Annotated in this window: 18 protein-coding genes; 13 read left to right on the top strand and 5 right to left on the bottom strand. The window is 60.1% G+C overall.

The genetic code is table 11. The features are described 5' to 3' along the window. Position 1 precedes the first annotated feature (1 nt). From SPHV1_RS00340 to SPHV1_RS24740, 4 genes are read left to right on the top strand one after another with little or no spacing between them, the layout of a single operon-like run. Positions 2-4,354, top strand: coding sequence for a hypothetical protein (locus SPHV1_RS00340; protein ID WP_054944163.1), 4,353 nt, complete (start codon positions 2-4; stop codon positions 4,352-4,354). Beyond that, the gene (locus tag SPHV1_RS00335; protein WP_054944162.1) at positions 4,354-6,798 is read left to right on the top strand and encodes a hypothetical protein; all 2,445 of its coding nucleotides are present in this window, start codon (positions 4,354-4,356) and stop codon (positions 6,796-6,798) included. The genes SPHV1_RS00340 and SPHV1_RS00335 overlap by 1 nt, the downstream gene beginning before the upstream one ends. 1 nt (position 6,799) lies before the next feature. Beyond that, entirely contained in the window at positions 6,800-7,588 is a 789-nt protein-coding gene (locus tag SPHV1_RS00330; RefSeq protein ID WP_054944161.1) for a hypothetical protein, read from the top strand. Next, entirely contained in the window at positions 7,585-8,460 is an 876-nt protein-coding gene (locus tag SPHV1_RS24740) for a hypothetical protein (protein ID WP_156367171.1), read from the top strand. Before SPHV1_RS00330 ends, SPHV1_RS24740 begins: the two co-directional genes overlap by 4 nt. Here SPHV1_RS24740 and SPHV1_RS00320 read toward each other — a convergent pair. Both SPHV1_RS00320 and SPHV1_RS00315 read right to left on the bottom strand, forming a co-directional pair. Beyond that, entirely contained in the window at positions 8,457-9,455 is a 999-nt protein-coding gene (locus SPHV1_RS00320) for a phosphatase PAP2 family protein (protein ID WP_054944159.1), read from the bottom strand. The two genes, SPHV1_RS24740 and SPHV1_RS00320, sit on opposite strands and share 4 nt — an antisense overlap. A 22-nt stretch (positions 9,456-9,477) precedes the next feature. Continuing rightward, the gene (locus SPHV1_RS00315) at positions 9,478-10,422 is read right to left on the bottom strand and encodes an acyltransferase (RefSeq protein WP_054944158.1); all 945 of its coding nucleotides are present in this window, start codon (positions 10,420-10,422) and stop codon (positions 9,478-9,480) included. Positions 10,423-10,551: 129 nt separating this feature from the next. Here SPHV1_RS00315 and SPHV1_RS00310 point away from each other — a divergent pair, with 129 nt between their 5' ends. Genes SPHV1_RS00310 through SPHV1_RS00270 form a run of 9 tightly spaced genes read left to right on the top strand, consistent with a single transcriptional unit; the run spans position 10,552 to position 14,548 of the window. Then, positions 10,552-10,962, top strand: a complete 411-nt coding sequence (locus SPHV1_RS00310; RefSeq protein ID WP_054944157.1) for a hypothetical protein — start codon at positions 10,552-10,554, stop codon at positions 10,960-10,962. Between the two features lie 4 nt (positions 10,963-10,966). Further along, positions 10,967-11,359 carry a hypothetical protein gene (locus SPHV1_RS00305; protein WP_054944156.1) on the top strand — a complete coding sequence of 131 codons (393 nt, stop codon included), beginning with the start codon at positions 10,967-10,969 and terminating at the stop codon, positions 11,357-11,359. A gap of 29 nt (positions 11,360-11,388) precedes the next feature. Then, positions 11,389-11,853, top strand: a complete 465-nt coding sequence (locus SPHV1_RS00300; protein WP_054944155.1) for a M15 family metallopeptidase — start codon at positions 11,389-11,391, stop codon at positions 11,851-11,853. 3 nt (positions 11,854-11,856) lie between these two features. Then, on the top strand, positions 11,857-12,243 hold the full coding sequence (locus SPHV1_RS00295) for a hypothetical protein (RefSeq protein ID WP_054944154.1): 387 nt from the start codon (positions 11,857-11,859) through the stop codon (positions 12,241-12,243). Then, positions 12,243-12,836: a hypothetical protein gene (locus SPHV1_RS00290; protein WP_054944153.1), complete on the top strand. Its 594-nt coding sequence runs from the start codon at positions 12,243-12,245 to the stop codon at positions 12,834-12,836. The genes SPHV1_RS00295 and SPHV1_RS00290 overlap by 1 nt, the downstream gene beginning before the upstream one ends. Further along, positions 12,826-13,011, top strand: coding sequence for a hypothetical protein (locus SPHV1_RS00285; protein ID WP_054944152.1), 186 nt, complete (start codon positions 12,826-12,828; stop codon positions 13,009-13,011). The genes SPHV1_RS00290 and SPHV1_RS00285 overlap by 11 nt, the downstream gene beginning before the upstream one ends. Before the next feature lie 26 nt (positions 13,012-13,037). Further along, positions 13,038-13,352: a hypothetical protein gene (locus tag SPHV1_RS00280; protein WP_054944151.1), complete on the top strand. Its 315-nt coding sequence runs from the start codon at positions 13,038-13,040 to the stop codon at positions 13,350-13,352. Positions 13,353-13,366: 14 nt separating this feature from the next. Continuing rightward, the gene (locus SPHV1_RS00275; protein ID WP_054944150.1) at positions 13,367-13,741 is read left to right on the top strand and encodes a hypothetical protein; all 375 of its coding nucleotides are present in this window, start codon (positions 13,367-13,369) and stop codon (positions 13,739-13,741) included. 6 nt (positions 13,742-13,747) lie between these two features. Then, positions 13,748-14,548: a hypothetical protein gene (locus SPHV1_RS00270; RefSeq protein WP_054944149.1), complete on the top strand. Its 801-nt coding sequence runs from the start codon at positions 13,748-13,750 to the stop codon at positions 14,546-14,548. Between the two features lie 288 nt (positions 14,549-14,836). Here the strand turns inward: SPHV1_RS00270 and SPHV1_RS00265 are convergent, their stop codons facing one another. The 3 genes from SPHV1_RS00265 to SPHV1_RS00250 form a co-directional block, all read right to left on the bottom strand. Then, positions 14,837-15,181 (bottom strand): hypothetical protein, encoded by a 345-nt coding sequence (locus SPHV1_RS00265; RefSeq protein WP_054944148.1) that lies wholly within the window; start codon positions 15,179-15,181, stop codon positions 14,837-14,839. Between the two features lie 372 nt (positions 15,182-15,553). Continuing rightward, positions 15,554-16,228, bottom strand: coding sequence for an ATP-dependent DNA ligase (locus SPHV1_RS00255; protein WP_054944146.1), 675 nt, complete (start codon positions 16,226-16,228; stop codon positions 15,554-15,556). Further along, positions 16,225-16,512, bottom strand: a complete 288-nt coding sequence (locus SPHV1_RS00250; RefSeq protein WP_156367170.1) for a hypothetical protein — start codon at positions 16,510-16,512, stop codon at positions 16,225-16,227. The genes SPHV1_RS00255 and SPHV1_RS00250 overlap by 4 nt, the downstream gene beginning before the upstream one ends. Positions 16,513-16,521 lie beyond the last annotated feature (9 nt).

The raw sequence follows: 16,521 nt of genomic DNA, 5'->3' as shown, positions 1-16,521 counted from the left end.
CATGGCCGGAAATTCACCGACCCAACTGCCGGCGTATATTCAGCTCCGATACGAAGAGAACGGCGTCTTCGACCGGTTCTCGAGCGCGGCAGAGCAAGCCGCGGCGCAGACCAAGAAGCGCTTCAATGCGGCCTTCAAGGAAACTGAGAGCCTCGTCACCGCTGCCGTCGGCCGCATCTCCTCGAAGTTCTCCGGTCTTGATCTCGGTGTCGGCGACCTGCGCCAGCAGAAGGTGCAGTTGCAGCAGTACCGTGACACCTTGGCATCGATCTCTCAGGTCGCCAGCGGTCTCGCCAAGGAGACCGGTGACACCTCGATCCGCACCAAGGAATATCTCCAGGCCCTCTCCGCTCAACGCGCTGAGGCGGAACGTGCCCTTCAGGTAGCCGAGGCCCAGATCACGACGTATTCACGTCTGCAGGGTGCTTTGGACAAGCTCAGTGTGGGCAAAGGTCCGGACCTGCGCGATGCGGTGCAACGCCTTCGTGACGGTGATGCCGCGATCCACAGCGCAGCCCTTTCCGGGGCCACACTCGAGCAAGTCATGGCCCGCGTCGCCAACAAGGGCAATGAGGTCAAGACTGCTTGGCAACAGGCTGCTCGTGCCGCTGAGGAAGCCGCAAGGGCGCAGGCTGCCGCGTTGGCTGCACAAGGCCCAACCCCGGCAAATGCACTGCCAACGAACACTCGCTTCGGTGCCGAAGCCATTGTTGCCGGTCAGGCTGCGATGGACCGTGCAGCCCTGTCTGGCGCAACGCTCGAGCAGGTTCTGGGCCGCGTCTCCCAGAAGGGCGACGCCGTCACCGCATCGCAAAAAGCGATGGCTGCTTCCGCCGAACAGGCCGCACGCGATCAGGCCCAACTTGCCCTGGCAGTCGATCGCCTCAATGCCGAGCTCGATCCCGCCGTAGCGGCGACGCAGCGGATGACGGCGCAGACCCGGCTACTAGACGACGCACTGAAAGCTGGGGCGATCGATGCGCAGCGCCATGCACAGTTGATGCAGCTTGTGGCGAATGCCTCTCACGAGGGCACCACAGCCTTCCGGGCGGTCACCAATTCGCAGGGCGCCATGCGTGTCGCCATGATCCAGTCCGGCCAACAGATGCAGGATCTCGCGATCTCGCTGTATTCCGGACAGCGCGCCAGCGTCGTCTTCGCCCAGCAGCTTCCGCAACTTGCGTTCGCCCTCACCGGCCTCGAAGGAAGCGCCAACAAGACCTACGACCGCATCGGCCGCTTCGCTACATTCCTTGCCGGTCCATGGGGTCTGGCTGTCGGCCTCGGTGCAGGCGTGCTGGCCACGTTGATCTACAACATGCTCGACGTCGGCGAAGCTGCCGATGACGCTACTTCGAAGACCTACGATTTCAGCGACAGCCTCGATGTCATGAAGTTGAAGGCTGAAGATGCGGCTACAGCGATGCAGCAGCTCGCTTCCGCTACCGCAGCGGCGATCAAGGAACAGGGCGACTTCCTGCAGAACCAGGCGCTGATCGCCAACCAGTCGGTAAGCACGCTGGAACAGCAGATCGCGCAGAAGCAGAGGCAGCTCGACGATCTCGTCAATCAGACGACGTCATTCTCGTTGCTACCCAAGCCCTTCGTCGCCAATCAGATCAGCACCCTGCGGGAGCAGATCAAGAGCCTCGATTCTGCGCTCGGAAGCGCGCGAGAGGCATCGGTCAATGCCGACATCGCCCTTTCCCAGCGCAAGGTCGCGGACTCTCTGGATGCCGCCGCGGCAGCAACGACCAAGTACGAGGATGCTCTTGGCAAACTCAACACCGAACGGAGAAAGTCGGCTGAACTGGAAAAGTCCGGCGATCCCCTGGCGTTGGCTACGAATGGCGGGAACTATCTCAGCAAGGATGACTACGAAAAGCGCCTGACCCAGATCCAGAAAACCCGCGATGCCGAGATTGAAGCCGCGCGCGAGGCGGAAAAGAAAGACCGGAAAAAGACCGGGGGCCGGAGCGGTGTCGACAAAGCTGCCCGCGAGGCGGAACGGCTTGCCAACTTCGGTGACCGTGCCGCCGAGGCCATTGCCCGCATCAACGAGCGCTTCGACGACCAGCCCAGACTGGTAGATCAGGCCGCCGCGGCGACGCGCCAGCTCGACGACGTCATTGCTGATCTGGAAAAGAGGAAACCAATCGGTTTCGAGCAGATGATCAGGGATGCCGAGGCGGCCAAGGAAACGGTGCAGGATGCGCTGGTCCGTCCCTTCCAGGAACTGACGCAGGAATCGGGCCGTCGCCTGCAGATCCAGACCTTGCTGGCCAAGGGACGCGAGGACGAAGCCGATGCCTTGACCGAGGTCTGGCGCATGGAAGACCTCGTCGGAAAGCTGAATGAGGACCAGGTCGGATTTGTCCGCGACGTCGTCCTTGCCGAGAAGCAGCGCACCCGCGAACTCGAACGTCAGCGCGCACTCTTCGAGGCTCAACTCGATGTCCTCGACACCGCGAAGAAGGACCTGACCGACCTCCTCTCCGGTCGCGGTTTCAACGTCTCCTTCAAGACGATGATCAAGGACCTGCAGCAGGCGTTCAAGGACCTGCAGGGCAAACGTCTCTTCGACAGCCTATTCGGTGATGTCTTCCAGCAACTTGAGGACGAACTTCGCGGCCAGTCACCGCTGGGCCGGGAATCGCAGAAGCTCGCCGATGAGATGAGCGTCGCGACGTCGGCAACCGATGATCTCGCCAAGGCCTTTACCGAAGGCGCCGCAGCGATCCGTGGGGCCGCTTCCGGGGCGGCGAACGACAACGGTGCCAGCGCGGCGTTCAATCAAGCCTTTGCCGATATCGGTCTGCCCGGCGCCGTCGGCAGCAAGGATATCGTTGTCACGGCAAAGAAGCCGATCGACCTCTCGAGCCGCTCCGCCGTTGAACTTGCGGACAAGATGGCCGGGGCCATGGTCTCGCCGCTGCAGCAGGCCTTGTCCGATGCCTTCGGAACCAGGTTCGGCCAGATGCTCGGCGGCGTCCTGCAGGGAGCCCTTGCCGGGAAACTGGTCGGCGGAACCACCGGCGGCATTCTTGGTGGCCTCAAGGGCATCGTTGACCAGACCGGTATCTTCGGCGGCGCCAGCGGCGGCCTCTCCGGTGCCTTGGGCAAAGGTCTTGGCGGCGCTGCTACCGGCACCCAGGTCGCCGGCATCGCCAACGCGCTCGGCCTCAAGATGTCGAACAGCGGTGCCCAAATCGGCGGCGCCATCGGCTCCTTCATCCCGATCCCCGGTGGCGAGATCATCGGCGCCATTGCTGGTGGCCTGCTCGGCGGCCTCTTCAAGAAGACGAAATGGGCCCGCGTCCTACTCAATTCGAGCGGGTCGACGCTGCAGAGCAATTCCGGAAAGTACGAGGAAGCGGCAACCACTGCGGGCGACAGCTTCACCTCCGGACTGCAGAACATCGCCGACCAGTTCGGCGGCAGCATCGGTGACTTTGGCAATATCACGCTCGGCATCCGTCACGGCGACTATCGCGTCAACACCGGCGGCACCTCGCTGAAGAAGAAGAAGGGCGCCGTCGACTTCGACCAGGATGCCGAGGCTGCGATCAAGTACGCGATCATGCAGGCCATCGACCGCGGTGCCATTGCCGGTATTCGCGCCTCGACGCAGCGCCTGCTCAAGGCCGGTGATGACCTCGACGCAGCCCTGCAGAAAGCACTCGATTGGGAGAACGCCTTCCGCGAATTGAAGTCCTATAAGGACCCGATTGGTGCGGCCCTCGACGACCTCGACAAGGAATTCGAGAAGCTGATCGACCTCGCCAAGCAGGCCGGTGCCAGCACCGAGGAATGGGCCCAACTCGAAGAGCTCTACGGGATCAAGCGCGACGAGATCATCAAGGAGAACTCGGAGCGCCTCACCGCCTCGCTACAGGGGCTCCTCGACGACCTCACCATTGGAGACAGTGGTCTCTCGCTGCGCACCCGCGAGGCCAATGCACTGGCCCGATACCAGCCCCTCGCCGACCGCGTCGCCGCCGGCGATTCCACCGCCTATGACGACTATGCACAGGCGGCGCAGGATCTGCTCGACATCGAGCGGGAGCTTTACGGTTCACAACAGCAATACTTCGACCGGCTCAATGAGGTCACGGACCTGACGAAGTCGCGCATCAATGCCGAGACGAACGTCGTCTCGATCGCCGAAAACCGCGACAGTCCCTTCGATGCCACTGGCGCGGTGAAGAACTCGATCGACAGTCAGACCGAGACGCTGGGCAGCAAGCTCGATGCCCTGAACCTCAACTTCGGATCGTTCCTGCAAGCACTGGCAAGCGGTGCCTGGGGTGGTTCACTCGTCGGCATCAATACCCAGCAGGTCGCCAACTTCTGATGCATATCCTTGCCGAACTGACGCCGCTCGATCCGACAGACGGTTCGAGGCCGGTCCTTCGTGTCTCCTCAAGCGGGCGCGACCGCGATCTTGCCGGGTATAACAGCGAGCGCTGGTGGCCGGCGATCGTCGAGAAGCCGAAGTTCTCGATCAGGCTCTTCGACGGCGACTTCACCGGCGATGTATCTGTCGCCCAAGGCGGCCTAACGGTGCGTCTTGATGTTCTCGCCGTCGCCGATCCTAATGCAGCCCGCTACGTCTGGGCCGGTGCCGGGGTAGTGATCTATATCTGGTCCTCAGGTACGGCGACGCAGGTCTTCAACGGCAAGGTCACCGGCTTTGGAAGCTCCAAGAACCGGCTCGAACTCTCGATCGAGGTCGATACCGAACCGTTCAAGGTCGATGTCCTCGGTGCCACCTATGCGGGCACAACCGGGATTGAAGGCGGCGCCGATCTGAAGGGCCGGGTGAAGCCTTGGGTTCTGGGCCGGGCCGCCAATATCGAACCGGTCCTGATCGACACCACGAACTACGTCTACCAGGTCTCCGCTTACGGACCGATCGACGACGTCACTGCGCTTTATGAGCGTGGATCCAGCTTCGGTGCCAGTTCCGGGGATTATGCCGACTACGATGCCCTTGTTGCCGCATCTCTGCCGGAAGGGGCTTGGGCGACCAGCCTTGCCTACGGCCTGATCCGGCTCGGCGCCCCAGCCTATGGACTGATCACGGCGGACGTCGACGGCGACAGCAATGGTGGAACGTTCTGGCGCAAGACCGGCGAAATCATTGAACGCGTCGCCGATGCCCTGAGCATCGATAGCGGTCTGATCCAGTCCTCTTCGCTGACCGCGCTCGACACCGATGTTCCCTACAACATCAACCTCTATCTGACGGAACAGATCAGTTTTTACGACCTCGTCGTCGCCTTGGCCCGGCCCTGCAATGCCGTCGCCGGGGTCGATTTTCTCGGCAAGATCTTCGTCACCCGCGTCGTCTTTGATACCGCAGGCCTGACACTCGACGTTCAGGGCCGTCAATGGCCGCCGGTGGGCGCCGCCACCGAACAGCCGGTGACGCCGCCTTACAAGCGCATCGTCTTCGGTGCTGACCGGTGCTGGCGTGTCCACAGCCTCGACGAGATCACTTTCTATGCCCCGTTAATCGACATGGGGCTCTGGAACGCGGCGACGATCTACCGCGAAGGCAACATCGTTCATCTCGCTGATGAAACCCGCTGGATCTACATCAACACCACCCCCAGTGCCGCGAATGCGCCGGTGGCCGGAAGTGCCTATTGGGCATCCCTCACCGGTGACGAGGGCATCTCGACGGAACGCTGGCCCGCCGATCCGCCAACGGATTGGGTCATCGGGTCGATTTACTACGGCGAGGACAACCACCCCTACCGCTTCGAGGGGCTCGAGCTCTATTGCGGTTCGGAACAGCTCTTCTGTGGCTCAGAACCACTCCTCGGTTCCGGCTATGTCAGTGTCCGCGACAAGAACCTGACCGAAATTATTGCGTCACTGCAAAGCGTGGATGACGACAGCATCCTGACGATCGATGAAAAGATCCGCATCGTTATCCCGGAGAATGCCCGCCTCGAGGCGCAGTATCAGGGCGCGCTGGCGCGGGCCAACCTCATGGGGCTCAACGTCACTCCAATGACTGACGCCCGCTCGGCATGGATTGCACTGCGCGACAGTTTGTCACCGGCCTGGGACGATACCTCGCAGAATACCTCGATCACGCGCGAGGACTGGGACACCATTCTGTCGACCTACCGAGCCGCGATCGAGGACGCGAACACGACAATCGCGACGCCAGGCAGCATCACTGTTGTTCCGCCACCGGCTCAGACCGTGGCACTCGATTCCGACGGCGCCATCGAGTCAGGCGAGTATCCCCGCACTCTGACCCCAACGGTCAAGCGTGGTGAAACCGACATCCGCGACGACGACGATGTCAGCTACTCGATCACGACTTCAGGCATCACAGCCACGGTCAACAACACCAGTGGCAGTGCCGACAAGGGCAAGATTACGGCCACAGATGGATCGAGCGGCTACATCGATCTGACGGTGACAACGGGCGGCGTTGCCTTCGGCCCTTATCGGATTCTGTTCACCGAGAAAGCGGTGCCGATTTGGTCCGGAACCGGCACCAGCGGCAAGACCGAGTTGGGCAACGGATTGGTGTTGACCTGGAAGGAATTCACCGTTTCGGCCAACGCATCTGCGGAATTCGAAACCTACGGCGATGGCCATGAGTACACCACCTTCGCCCATGCCTGGCTGTCCGGCGGTGAAGGCGGCGCCAATGCTCAGGACAACAACCCCTACGTCGACTTCGATGCAGGCGGTGACACATTGACAGGCGCCTACATCAGCAGCGCCCGCGATAACGCCCACACCAACAAGCTCTTCTCCATAGGAATCTGACATGACCGACTTAACACTCCTGTCCGATGCGGACGCGGGCTCGCTTGCCACGGGCTACATGTACCTCTGGGTGCCGGGCACGCCGGCATCGCAGTACAAGGTTGCGATCAGCGATCTCGTAACCCTTGGTCTTGCCACGGCGGCATGGAAGGAGCCGGTCCGCGCCGCCACTGTGGCGGCCGGCACGCTGGCATCAGGTTTCGAGAACGGTGACACCATTGATGGCGTCGTCCTCGCCACCGGGGATCGCATCCTGATCAAGGACCAGGCCGCTCCGGCTGAGAACGGCATCTACACCGTCAATGCCTCTGGGGCGCCTAGCCGCGCCCAGGACGCCGATACCGGTTCCGAGCTGGTGAATGCTACCGTGGCGGTCTCTGAGGGTACAACCAACGCCGACAAGATCTTCACCTGCACCACCAATGCCAGCATCACGCTGGGCACGACCGCGCTGACCTTCGTCGACTATCTCTCTTCGGCGCGCGCCAGCCACAATCCCCAGGCAGCGAGCTACACCCTAGCCCTTACTGATGCCGGAAAACTGGTCAGCATCGAGAATGCCAGCGCGAACAATCTCACCGTTCCAGCCAACGCCAGTGTCGCCTTCCCGATCGGCACCCGCATCGATGTTGGGCAATACGGGGCCGGGCAGACCACACTTGTTGCCGACACCGGCGTCACGATCCGGTCCAGCGGCGGAAACCTCAAACTCACCGGACAATATTCCGGCGCGACCTTGCAGAAGATCGGCACCAATGAATGGTGGGCGTTCGGGGATCTCTCGGCATGACTTTGATGATGGGCATGCTTGAGAGCGTAGGCTCTGGTGGTGCAGGCGGAAGTGGTCACCTTTATTGGCGTATCACTTTTGATGCCATGCATACGACTGGGACGGTTCGAACCTGTATCTACGACATCCGAATGCGGGAAACTCCGGGCGGTGCGAGTGCATGCACCGGAGGAACAGCTTTTGCTACTGGAGCAGGGGCAGATGTATCAGGTGGACCATCCAACGGCTTCACAGCCACAGGATACTGCCGCTCCACCAATTCAGCATGGCAGATCGGCTACCAGTTTCCGTCACCTGTTTCGATCGTTGAGGTGGCTTTCAAGGCGAACAGCCTTGTGGACTACATGCCGATTTCTGGCGCAATCGAGTACAGCGATGACGGCGTAAATTATACCGAGGCTTTCCGTTACTATGACCCGATGATGCAGAATGGTGTCGATCAGGTCTGGCCGCAAGACCTGACCGGAGCGAGCGGCTATAAGGCTCATCGGATCAGGTGGAGCGCGATTAACGGTAGCGCTGTACTAATCCGAGAAGCTCAATTCATGGTCTCCGGAGTCGACGTCACCGTAGCAGGCAAAGGGTTTGCCGAGCCGGGGTCAACTTCTGCCGTACCTTCCCGCGCTTTCGATGACACGGATTCAACATCCATCGTCTTCAATAGCGGGACGATAAACCCAGCATATTTCGGGTGTAGCTACGACTCACCGAAAGCGATCACCAGCTATTCTATGAAAATATCAAACAACGGCACTTGGGGACCGAACACTTGGGTCTTCGAAGGTTCAAATGACGGGATCACATGGGATACGCTCGATAGTCGAAGCGGGATCACGTGGGTCGCGGACGAATTGAAAACGTTCACGCTCTAGGCAGGCTTGCCTGCAGATGCAGGGTCATTTCTGGCTCTAAAGCGAGGCCAAGTAAGATCTCGCATTCGGCCAGCCACGCGCCAGGCGACTAGAGCCAGCAGACTTCCTCCGATTGCGTCGACGCCATAATGCCAACCGGTGTGGACAGAGCCAACGACGATGATGATGAAGTAGCCGAACGCCAAAATTCCGATGCGGCGGTCCAAAGCAAATGTCGAAAGGGCAATCCAAAGGGTCGCCGCTACGTGCATCGACGGCATTGCGGAAATTCCCGCACCGACGGCGCCTGTTCCTCGATAGCTCGCCCATAAATAATCACTGGCTATCCGTGCAAAGTGCGGAAATGGAAGATCTGTGAAATCTGCACCATGCCCGAGGCGCTCGTAAAAAATCGGCCCACCTGAAGGGAGTAAATACTGAACAGCGCATCCAGCAGATACGGTGATGAAATAAGCCAGGATACAACGCGAACGAACAGGCGATGATGGGAGTAGAAAGATGAGCATCAAAGTGCTCATCTTTATCGGCGCCCAAACGATGTAGGCATAATCAATGAATGGCGCATCTCCGAAGATCGCGTGTGTTATACGCCAAGGATCGACGAAAAATATTGATCGATCGATCGAAGCAAGCATTGGATCCGCCCACATGTCAGTGACATACGGGATCATCGATTTGCTCCAACTCAAGGAGCAGAGTTGCAATGCCACAAAGGTGATGCCGGCAGACAAGCAGAACAGGAACCAAGACTTTTCGCGGATCACCGACAGGAGATCTCGAATAGGAGAATCCACATTTCTGCGCGCGAATTGAAAGAGCTGGAACAGAAGAAGTATAACCAACATAGTGGTTACGGTCACTCCAGCCAGTATAAGATACTCGACTACTGCAAGTTCGTATGCAAACTTGATGCTATACCCGATCGTAAAGACGACAACGTATTGAAGCGTCAGCAACGCGGCGCTAGGAATAAGCCAGTTTTTGTCCTCATTCATTTCGCTGTCATTCCAATCGGCTTTAACGCGCTGGGTCCGCGCACAAGTTGTGTGATTTAGCATCTCGATTTGTAGCAAAAGAGTAAAGAGCCGCTAAAGCGATCGACGATACTGCAGCGAGCCAAGGTGATAAGTTGAAGGCCTTCGCACCTTGAAGGATCGGATAATGCACGGCGTACAACGGGAACGACAAGGCGCCCATCCATGCAGCTAGTCGAGACGCTGGTTTCGCCCCGATCAGGAGGATGACGGGGCAAACAGCAACGACGAACGCGATGTCGACGAGCAGGTTGCGCGGCAGCGCGACGAGAGCAATACCTAGAACGACGAAGGCTATTTCAACTCTGCCGCCCATGGACTTGGGGCCACGCCACAAAGCCACTCCGATCGCATAAGCGAGGAGAACTCGAGGAAACCCGCCCATGAAACTGCCGGTTTTGTTTCCGACAAGGATTGAGCCCCACGGCCATGCATAAGCCATAAGTGCTACCAGGAAGATGAGAGCAAAGAGCAGCACGGCCTTCAGGGGAAGCCGCCACAATAGGATCGCGTGAATAAGATTGGCGGTAAGTTCGAAGAATATGGACCACGCCGGCCTATTGAGGATGAACGGATCGCCCAGTGGCTGAGGTATGAAAGCCAATGTTGCGATGAAGGTGAAAGCTAAGACTTTCGGATCCGTCCCCATCAACATAAATAGACCGAGCCCTAGCATTGCCCCAAGTGCCATCGGGGCAAACAGTCTCTTGAAGCGGATGCTTGTGAAACTGACCGGGGACAATCCAGCGCTGAATTTCGGCTCATAAGTTCGCGCCATCACGTAGCCAGAGAGCATGAAGAAGAAGTCCACGGCGAGATAAGCATGGCTCAGAAGTGGTAGGATTCCAAAGACTGTCCATAAATGGAAACCGAGGACCATAAGCGCAGCGATGCCTCGCAAGCCGTCGAGTCCTTCCAAGCGTTCCATCAATTCAAGATTACATCGCCTTGCGAATGAGCAAGTGAATTAATCACCAAGTCCCGAACCGGGGCGGGTTTCCTAAAATTATTTGAAGTCAAACGGGGGCAAGATGTCGATCAAGCACCAGGGCTCGCTATGCACCAGTTAACCGCAATCGAAATCTACACCGACGCCGTTCGGTGGTGGGGATTCCTCGCCGGCATCATTGGTCTCGACGACTTCAGGCGCCGTGTCGTCGCCTGGCGCAAGGAAAGGAGATGGCTTCCGGTCCGCCAGATGTGGATCGATAGCAGCGCCAAGGCGATGGTCTGCATCTTCCTGCTCCTCGCCGGGTTCTCGATTCCGCTGACGTCTCGAATGCCTGGGTTCTCGTCTGACGATGCTCGCTTCCTCGCCATCATGGCGACAGCATGGTCCAGCGTTGCGGGCGCTGGCTGGGCGTATGTCATCAGCCGGGCCTACCGGCCTCGCGTGCTCATCCTGACCGGCGCGATCGCTCTCGTCGCCTGTCTCTTCGCATCAATTCTCACAGCACAAGGGGGCTAGATACGTGACGTATGGGGGCGACACGATAATCAAGACTGTTCCGCCACTGGTCATTGCCGCGGTTTCCAAGGCCTTTGATCCCTGGTGGCTTATCATCATCCCACTCGGCCTCGTGATCGGCACTATGGCCCAAGCGGGCCGCATGGTCCGTGATCGCCGGACCTGGGAAGACATCAAGAACGAGCTGCTCGTCTCGTTATTGGTTGGTGGGGCGAATGCTCTACTGGCGTCGGTGATCATCTTCACCTGCAACATGAACTACCTCCAAGGCCTTGTCGTCGCCGCGCTGTGCGCATTCGGCGGTGTCAACACCGTCGATAAAGCGGTGGACTGGGCCTACCGGCATCTCCTGAATGATGCCCTCGCCCGCAAGCGCGAGGACGATCCCAAGGCCTGAGGGCCTCACCTCTCCGAAAGGACAATTCGATGACCTATTCTCTGGGCCAGCGCTCGCTGGCGCGGCTCGAAGGCGTGCATCCGCTCCTCGTGTCTGTTGTCCATCGCGCCATCGCGATCACGGCGCAGGACTTCACGGTGCAGGAGGGCTTGCGCTCGATCGATACACAGCGCCTCTACGTCCGGCGCGGCGTCTCCAAGACGATGAATTCGAAGCACCTGAAGCAGAGCGATGGCTTCGGACACGCCGTCGATTTGGTGCCGTGGCTGAATGGTCAGCCTCGTTGGGAATGGCCGCTGATCTGGGCCATCGCCGTTGCTATGGATCAGGCCAGCGCGGAACTGAAGGTGCCGCTGACTTGGGGAGCGATCTGGGACAAGCAGATGAGCCAGTACGGCGGCTCACCAGAAGCGCTGCGCGCCGAGGTCGACGCCTATAAAGTCAGACACCCCGGGCCTGATTTTATCGATGGCCCTCACTACCAGCTCGCCTGACCGATGAGCACCGACGAAACCCCCGCCGCGCACGACAAGAAGCGTAGCGCGATCCGCACCTGGGCGCTGATAGCCGTCGTCGTTTCCAGCGTCTTCCTCATGGTCTTCGCCTGGCGCCTCGTCGACCGGCTCGCTTCGCCGGACTGGTGCAACCAAGCGCTTGGCGCGACGAAATACGTCAACGGACGTCCAGACTATGCCGTGAAGGCATGTGTCGAACTAATGCTGGTCCAACTCAAGGGACTGTCGACACCTCTTCTCGTCACGATCGGCACCTTTGCCGTCTGCCTGTTCGTACTGGTCGTGATCGTCCTTGCCGGTGGCCGGGTGCAATTCTCGGCAAACCGGGACGGGGCCTCAACCACTATCGGACGCGACGGAGGCGACTGATGCTCACCAACCTCTTCGCCCCGTTGGGCACTCGGATCTTCGGTGGCATCTCGCTTGCCCTCCTTCTCGGCTGCGTCGGCCTCGGCCTCTGGGCTCGGGCAGAAGGCAATCGGGCAGATAAGTGGGAAGCCCGGGCCGAAGTGGAGGCCTCGAACCATCGCCAGACCAAGGACAATTACCGCGCGGCCCAAGTTGAAGCGAAAGCCCTCTGGCAAGCCCACCGCGAGGCCGACGAGAAGCGCTCGGCCGAGATGGCAAAGGAGATCGATGATGCGAAAGGTACATTGGATCGGCTTCGCGCTGATTCTGCTCGGTTCCGTGCTTCTCACAGCATGCAAGCACTCTGCGGAACCTCCGCTGAAAGTGCTTCCCGAGGAGCCACAACCGGCGGCGAAGATCATCCTACCCCGAGTGGTGACGGATCCGGTTCCACCGAGTTTGTGGTCCTCACCCGACAGGAATTCGACCAGCTCGCCGAGCACGACAACTACGTCACCGACCGACTGAACCGCGTCAGGGCATGGGGCGGCATGCTCATAGAGGACAACCGGGCCATACCGCTGGCCGAGTTCGGTCAAGCCGATGCCCGATAACCGCTTCCGCTTCGGCTACGGCTTCAGCGCCCCCGGCGATGGTGTCCCCTTACTCGCCGCCTCTGGCGAGACCTTCATCCTCGTCAACGGCAAACACTTAACTATCGGCAACAACTATCTGGTCTTCAGCGACATTCATGGTCTCGTCGTCGCCAAGGGCCGGAAGAACGCCTGATCCAAAAGCCCTGAAAGGAGAGCCTGATGGCTTCAGCAATCGTCACCTATCACAGCTATTCGGCGGCCCCGCGCTTTGCCTTCAGTGATGACGTCATTCCGGTCCTGCCGGCACAGGAAGGTGACCGTGACACCCTCGATTTTACTTCAGCGGCGGATCACGGCGAGGTTGTTGCCGCCCCCATGATTGCGGTGGTCCTCGCCGACACCGATTGCGGCCTTGGCGTAACCGATGCCGAGGTTTCCATCACGCTGGCCAAGACGCGCCCGATCAAGGCCAATGCCGTCGACTACATCTTCGTCCCCGAAGGCATGCGCCTCGGCGTGATCGCTGAGTCCTGATCGGAGCCTGAAGCATGGTAGCCACCCCTGCACGCATCGGGTTCATCACCGAGAAGTATCGCCGCGCCACCTCAGGCCCTGATGCCGGCGTCGTCTCCCGCTATGGTTCCTTGGCCCGCGATACCACTGATCCGATCGAGACCTATTTCGACGACGTCGCCGATGCGCAGGTCATGTCCGATGAACGGCTGGCCCTGCTGAAGGAGACCCGGCGCCTGCTCGCGATCGGCATCCCTGACACCTCGACCGGGTTTGGTATCAGCTATCAGCCGGTGATCCCGACCGCACATGTCATCGATGATGAACGTGCCTACGCTTCCGACGCCCTGATCGTGAGTATCGAGATCGATACCGGGGCCGAAGTCACTAATCTGCTCACCTGGGGCTGATCCGACATGGCAATCCAACTTCCCTTTGCGGTTCGGCCGCTGGCGCTCGAATCCATCGCCTCTGGTAACGAACTGGCGAACCGGCCGGCATCGAGCCTGGGCTATCTCGATTACGTCAACATGGTCTGGCAGAGCAGCGGCAACACCAATCTCTGGGCCCGCGGGCAATTCGAGGGCGGCGCCAGCAAAGACGTCGATTTCATCTCACTTATCTCCGCTAACGCATTGGCCGGAACCACAATCCGGGTCAGGCTCGGAACCTCGCAAGCCGAGGTGGATGGTACCGCACCCTATGACAGCGGAGCCCTGACCTACATCGATCCGGCAATCACGCGCGAAGACGGCCTCTATCACAGCCATCTTGAACTCAGTGCTGTGGAGACCTGTTCGTGGTGGCGCATCGACATCGGTGGCCATACCGGAGACTTCCAGGCCAGCGGCCTCGTGATCGGCGAGAAGGTGACGCCGACCCGGTTCTACGACAAGGACTTCGAGCTCGGTGTCGAGCCACTCGACGAGATTGAAATCAGCCGCAACGGCGTCGTCGGCAAGGTCGACGGCATCGTCCTGCGTACCCTGCTCTTCCGGCTGTCCTGGCTCACCGAGGCGGAATACTTCGCCACCTTTGCACCGCTGGCCGAAGCGCTGGGCAACAGCGGCATATCGTTCTGGTGCTTCGATCCCGAATCCACGGTCTACCGGCAACAGAAAACCTATCTCGGCTACTTCGGCCGGGCACCATTCGCGCGGGGTGGTGTGAAGCCGCGCACCTATGCGCAGGAATATCAGATCCGCTCAATCATCTGAGCGACACAGGCTCGGCGCCGGGGTGGACGCCGGGAGCGGGGGTGGGGTTCAGGCCCTGCCCCCGCTTTTTTGTGTCCGGCGTCTGTGGTAGGGACAGCGCGCTGCGGCGTGATGGGATCGGTTAAGCACTGTCTCGCGCTGATGCATACAGCGAGACGACCGCCCTCCTGCGTCAACGGAGGGGTCCGCCGCAGCACCCTTCCCGAATTCCGCCGATAGGGTTCGTCTCAGATACCTACGGTAGGGGGTTGGTTTTCGGCAGTTTAGGTAGTCTCGGCGGCGGCGAACTCAATCGATCTCCATCTTGAATGACCAGCCCGCCTTGCGAAGCATCGATCTCGCTCTGTCCGCCCAGCCAAAGAATTCCATGACCTCTCGCTGCATGGCTCCGACATCATCGGTCGGGCGGACAACATGGGCACGGACATCTTCGAAGCCATCAGGCCGATCGGCGGGGACTGAGGAGCTTATCGCTACTAGGGCCCCCGCCGGCGTCTCGTAGACCTCAAGAGTGATCTGCATCGGATCGCGGCCGCGGGTCTCGAACTCGGTGCTGGCAATCTCTTTGCCGTTGAATTCGAGCGTGGGTCCGCGGTTCTGCTTGATCTCGATGCGCTCATATTCTGTCGTCATGTCCTAGTCCTTTCCTTGGGTGTTGAGGGTAGGGCTAGATGCCCAGCCTGCACTGCTTCGTCGAGCCACCGCTCGTATATTGGCTTCATGCATACGGCTGCGGTTTGCCGCCATCGCAGATCATTGGCCTGCCCTACCTTCATCGAGAAGTAGCTGCGCGGCGCGTGTCTGCCATTCGCCCTGAGGTAAAGCGTCCATGCGCGCTTGAATTGTCGGCGATCACCTGAAGTTGCGAGCCGAAGCATCCGCGCGGTAATGATCGGTGGGCCTGGGATGAAGTCCCTCGACAACTGCTCGTATGAAATACCAAAGGCTTCCGCCATCTGGTTGATGAATTGGTTCGCGAAATCGGTGTGCTGCACTGTCGCCTCCTTATGCCGCGATAGGGCGCCGCGCCCACTTGTGCATGTTCTCGGCCTTCACCTTCAGCCATGCATCCGTCCTGCTACGCCGGTAGGGGGATTCGGCGCGCTTGATCACGACGCCCTCACCGTCCTCGGCCCAGACCCGCCGCACCATGTCGACGACGTCCGATTCGGTGAAGGCCCACTCGTCAGTTACCAACTGAACGGCGGTAGGGGTCAGCGCACCGCGTGAGCCCGGCGCCCAGGTCCAGCCATCGTCTTCGGGCTCGCTGGCCTCGAGAAGCTCCTTCAGCCAGGCCTTGCGCTCGATCAGGGGGGTATCGGACCCTCCGGCCTGCCATTCCCGGTAGGGCATGGCGTCGAAGGCATGGAAGACGCCGCGTTCACCGCCCCGTCGCCAGCCACCCTCGGCCCATGCCTTTGTTGCCGCCAAGGTGCCGTCGACCACAAGCTCACCGTCGATGAACAGCTTTTCTCCGGCCACCTCCTCGATCGCGGCCAAGCGGCGCGCGATATGATCGCAGCCGTGGATCGGCTGGCCCTGCCGGGTGAAGAGGTGCGGCTTCTCATCGATGCCGTGGAAGCGCAGGCAGCGCCATCCGTCCCACTTCCGTTCGATCATGGCACCATCGGTAGGGAGGGTGCCGCGCCAGTCGCCGAGGAGGTGGCAGAGGGCGGTCATGGTTTTTGCTCGAATAGCACGCAGCCGAAATCGCCGGTTGTACGGATTGAGGCAGCATAGCTGCTTCCGTCCTGCGCAACAGCTTTGGCAGCCTTGAGCGCTTCAGCTTCTATCCGTTGAACTTCGCTCCAGTCTTCGAAATCGTACTTGTCTTTGCCTTCGTGGGGGAAGGCGGCATTTTCGACGTCCCACGCCTGTTTGATGGCAAGGCAACGACGCATACCGGCATAATCAAAATCCCACTCTCTCGGCTCATCCCAATGCTTGCACTGATCGCACCGCATTTCTCATTC

The organism is Novosphingobium sp. KN65.2 (assembly GCF_001368935.1).
GTDB classification, from domain to species: domain Bacteria; phylum Pseudomonadota; class Alphaproteobacteria; order Sphingomonadales; family Sphingomonadaceae; genus Novosphingobium; species Novosphingobium mathurense.
The sequence above is the reverse complement of the archived record's forward strand: the minus strand, read 5'-3'. Positions and strand labels throughout refer to the sequence as shown.

Excerpts from the sequence above, each read along its gene's own strand:
- SPHV1_RS00320 (WP_054944159.1), bottom strand. The coding sequence starts at position 9,455 with ATGAATGAGGACAAAAACTGGCTTATTCCTAGCGCCGCGTTGCTGACG.
- SPHV1_RS00265 (WP_054944148.1), bottom strand. The coding sequence starts at position 15,181 with ATGACGACAGAATATGAGCGCATCGAGATCAAGCAGAACCGCGGACCC.
- SPHV1_RS00250 (WP_156367170.1), bottom strand. The coding sequence starts at position 16,512 with ATGCGGTGCGATCAGTGCAAGCATTGGGATGAGCCGAGAGAGTGGGAT.
- SPHV1_RS00340 (WP_054944163.1), top strand. The coding sequence starts at position 2 with ATGGCCGGAAATTCACCGACCCAACTGCCGGCGTATATTCAGCTCCGA.
- SPHV1_RS00300 (WP_054944155.1), top strand. The coding sequence starts at position 11,389 with ATGACCTATTCTCTGGGCCAGCGCTCGCTGGCGCGGCTCGAAGGCGTG.
- SPHV1_RS00310 (WP_054944157.1), top strand. The coding sequence starts at position 10,552 with ATGCACCAGTTAACCGCAATCGAAATCTACACCGACGCCGTTCGGTGG.
- SPHV1_RS00280 (WP_054944151.1), top strand. The coding sequence starts at position 13,038 with ATGGCTTCAGCAATCGTCACCTATCACAGCTATTCGGCGGCCCCGCGC.
- SPHV1_RS00275 (WP_054944150.1), top strand. The coding sequence starts at position 13,367 with ATGGTAGCCACCCCTGCACGCATCGGGTTCATCACCGAGAAGTATCGC.
- SPHV1_RS00290 (WP_054944153.1), top strand. The coding sequence starts at position 12,243 with ATGCTCACCAACCTCTTCGCCCCGTTGGGCACTCGGATCTTCGGTGGC.
- SPHV1_RS00330 (WP_054944161.1), top strand. The coding sequence starts at position 6,800 with ATGACCGACTTAACACTCCTGTCCGATGCGGACGCGGGCTCGCTTGCC.
- SPHV1_RS00315 (WP_054944158.1), bottom strand. The coding sequence starts at position 10,422 with ATGGAACGCTTGGAAGGACTCGACGGCTTGCGAGGCATCGCTGCGCTT.
- SPHV1_RS00295 (WP_054944154.1), top strand. The coding sequence starts at position 11,857 with ATGAGCACCGACGAAACCCCCGCCGCGCACGACAAGAAGCGTAGCGCG.
- SPHV1_RS00270 (WP_054944149.1), top strand. The coding sequence starts at position 13,748 with ATGGCAATCCAACTTCCCTTTGCGGTTCGGCCGCTGGCGCTCGAATCC.
- SPHV1_RS00285 (WP_054944152.1), top strand. The coding sequence starts at position 12,826 with ATGCCCGATAACCGCTTCCGCTTCGGCTACGGCTTCAGCGCCCCCGGC.
- SPHV1_RS00255 (WP_054944146.1), bottom strand. The coding sequence starts at position 16,228 with ATGACCGCCCTCTGCCACCTCCTCGGCGACTGGCGCGGCACCCTCCCT.
- SPHV1_RS00335 (WP_054944162.1), top strand. The coding sequence starts at position 4,354 with ATGCATATCCTTGCCGAACTGACGCCGCTCGATCCGACAGACGGTTCG.
- SPHV1_RS24740 (WP_156367171.1), top strand. The coding sequence starts at position 7,585 with ATGACTTTGATGATGGGCATGCTTGAGAGCGTAGGCTCTGGTGGTGCA.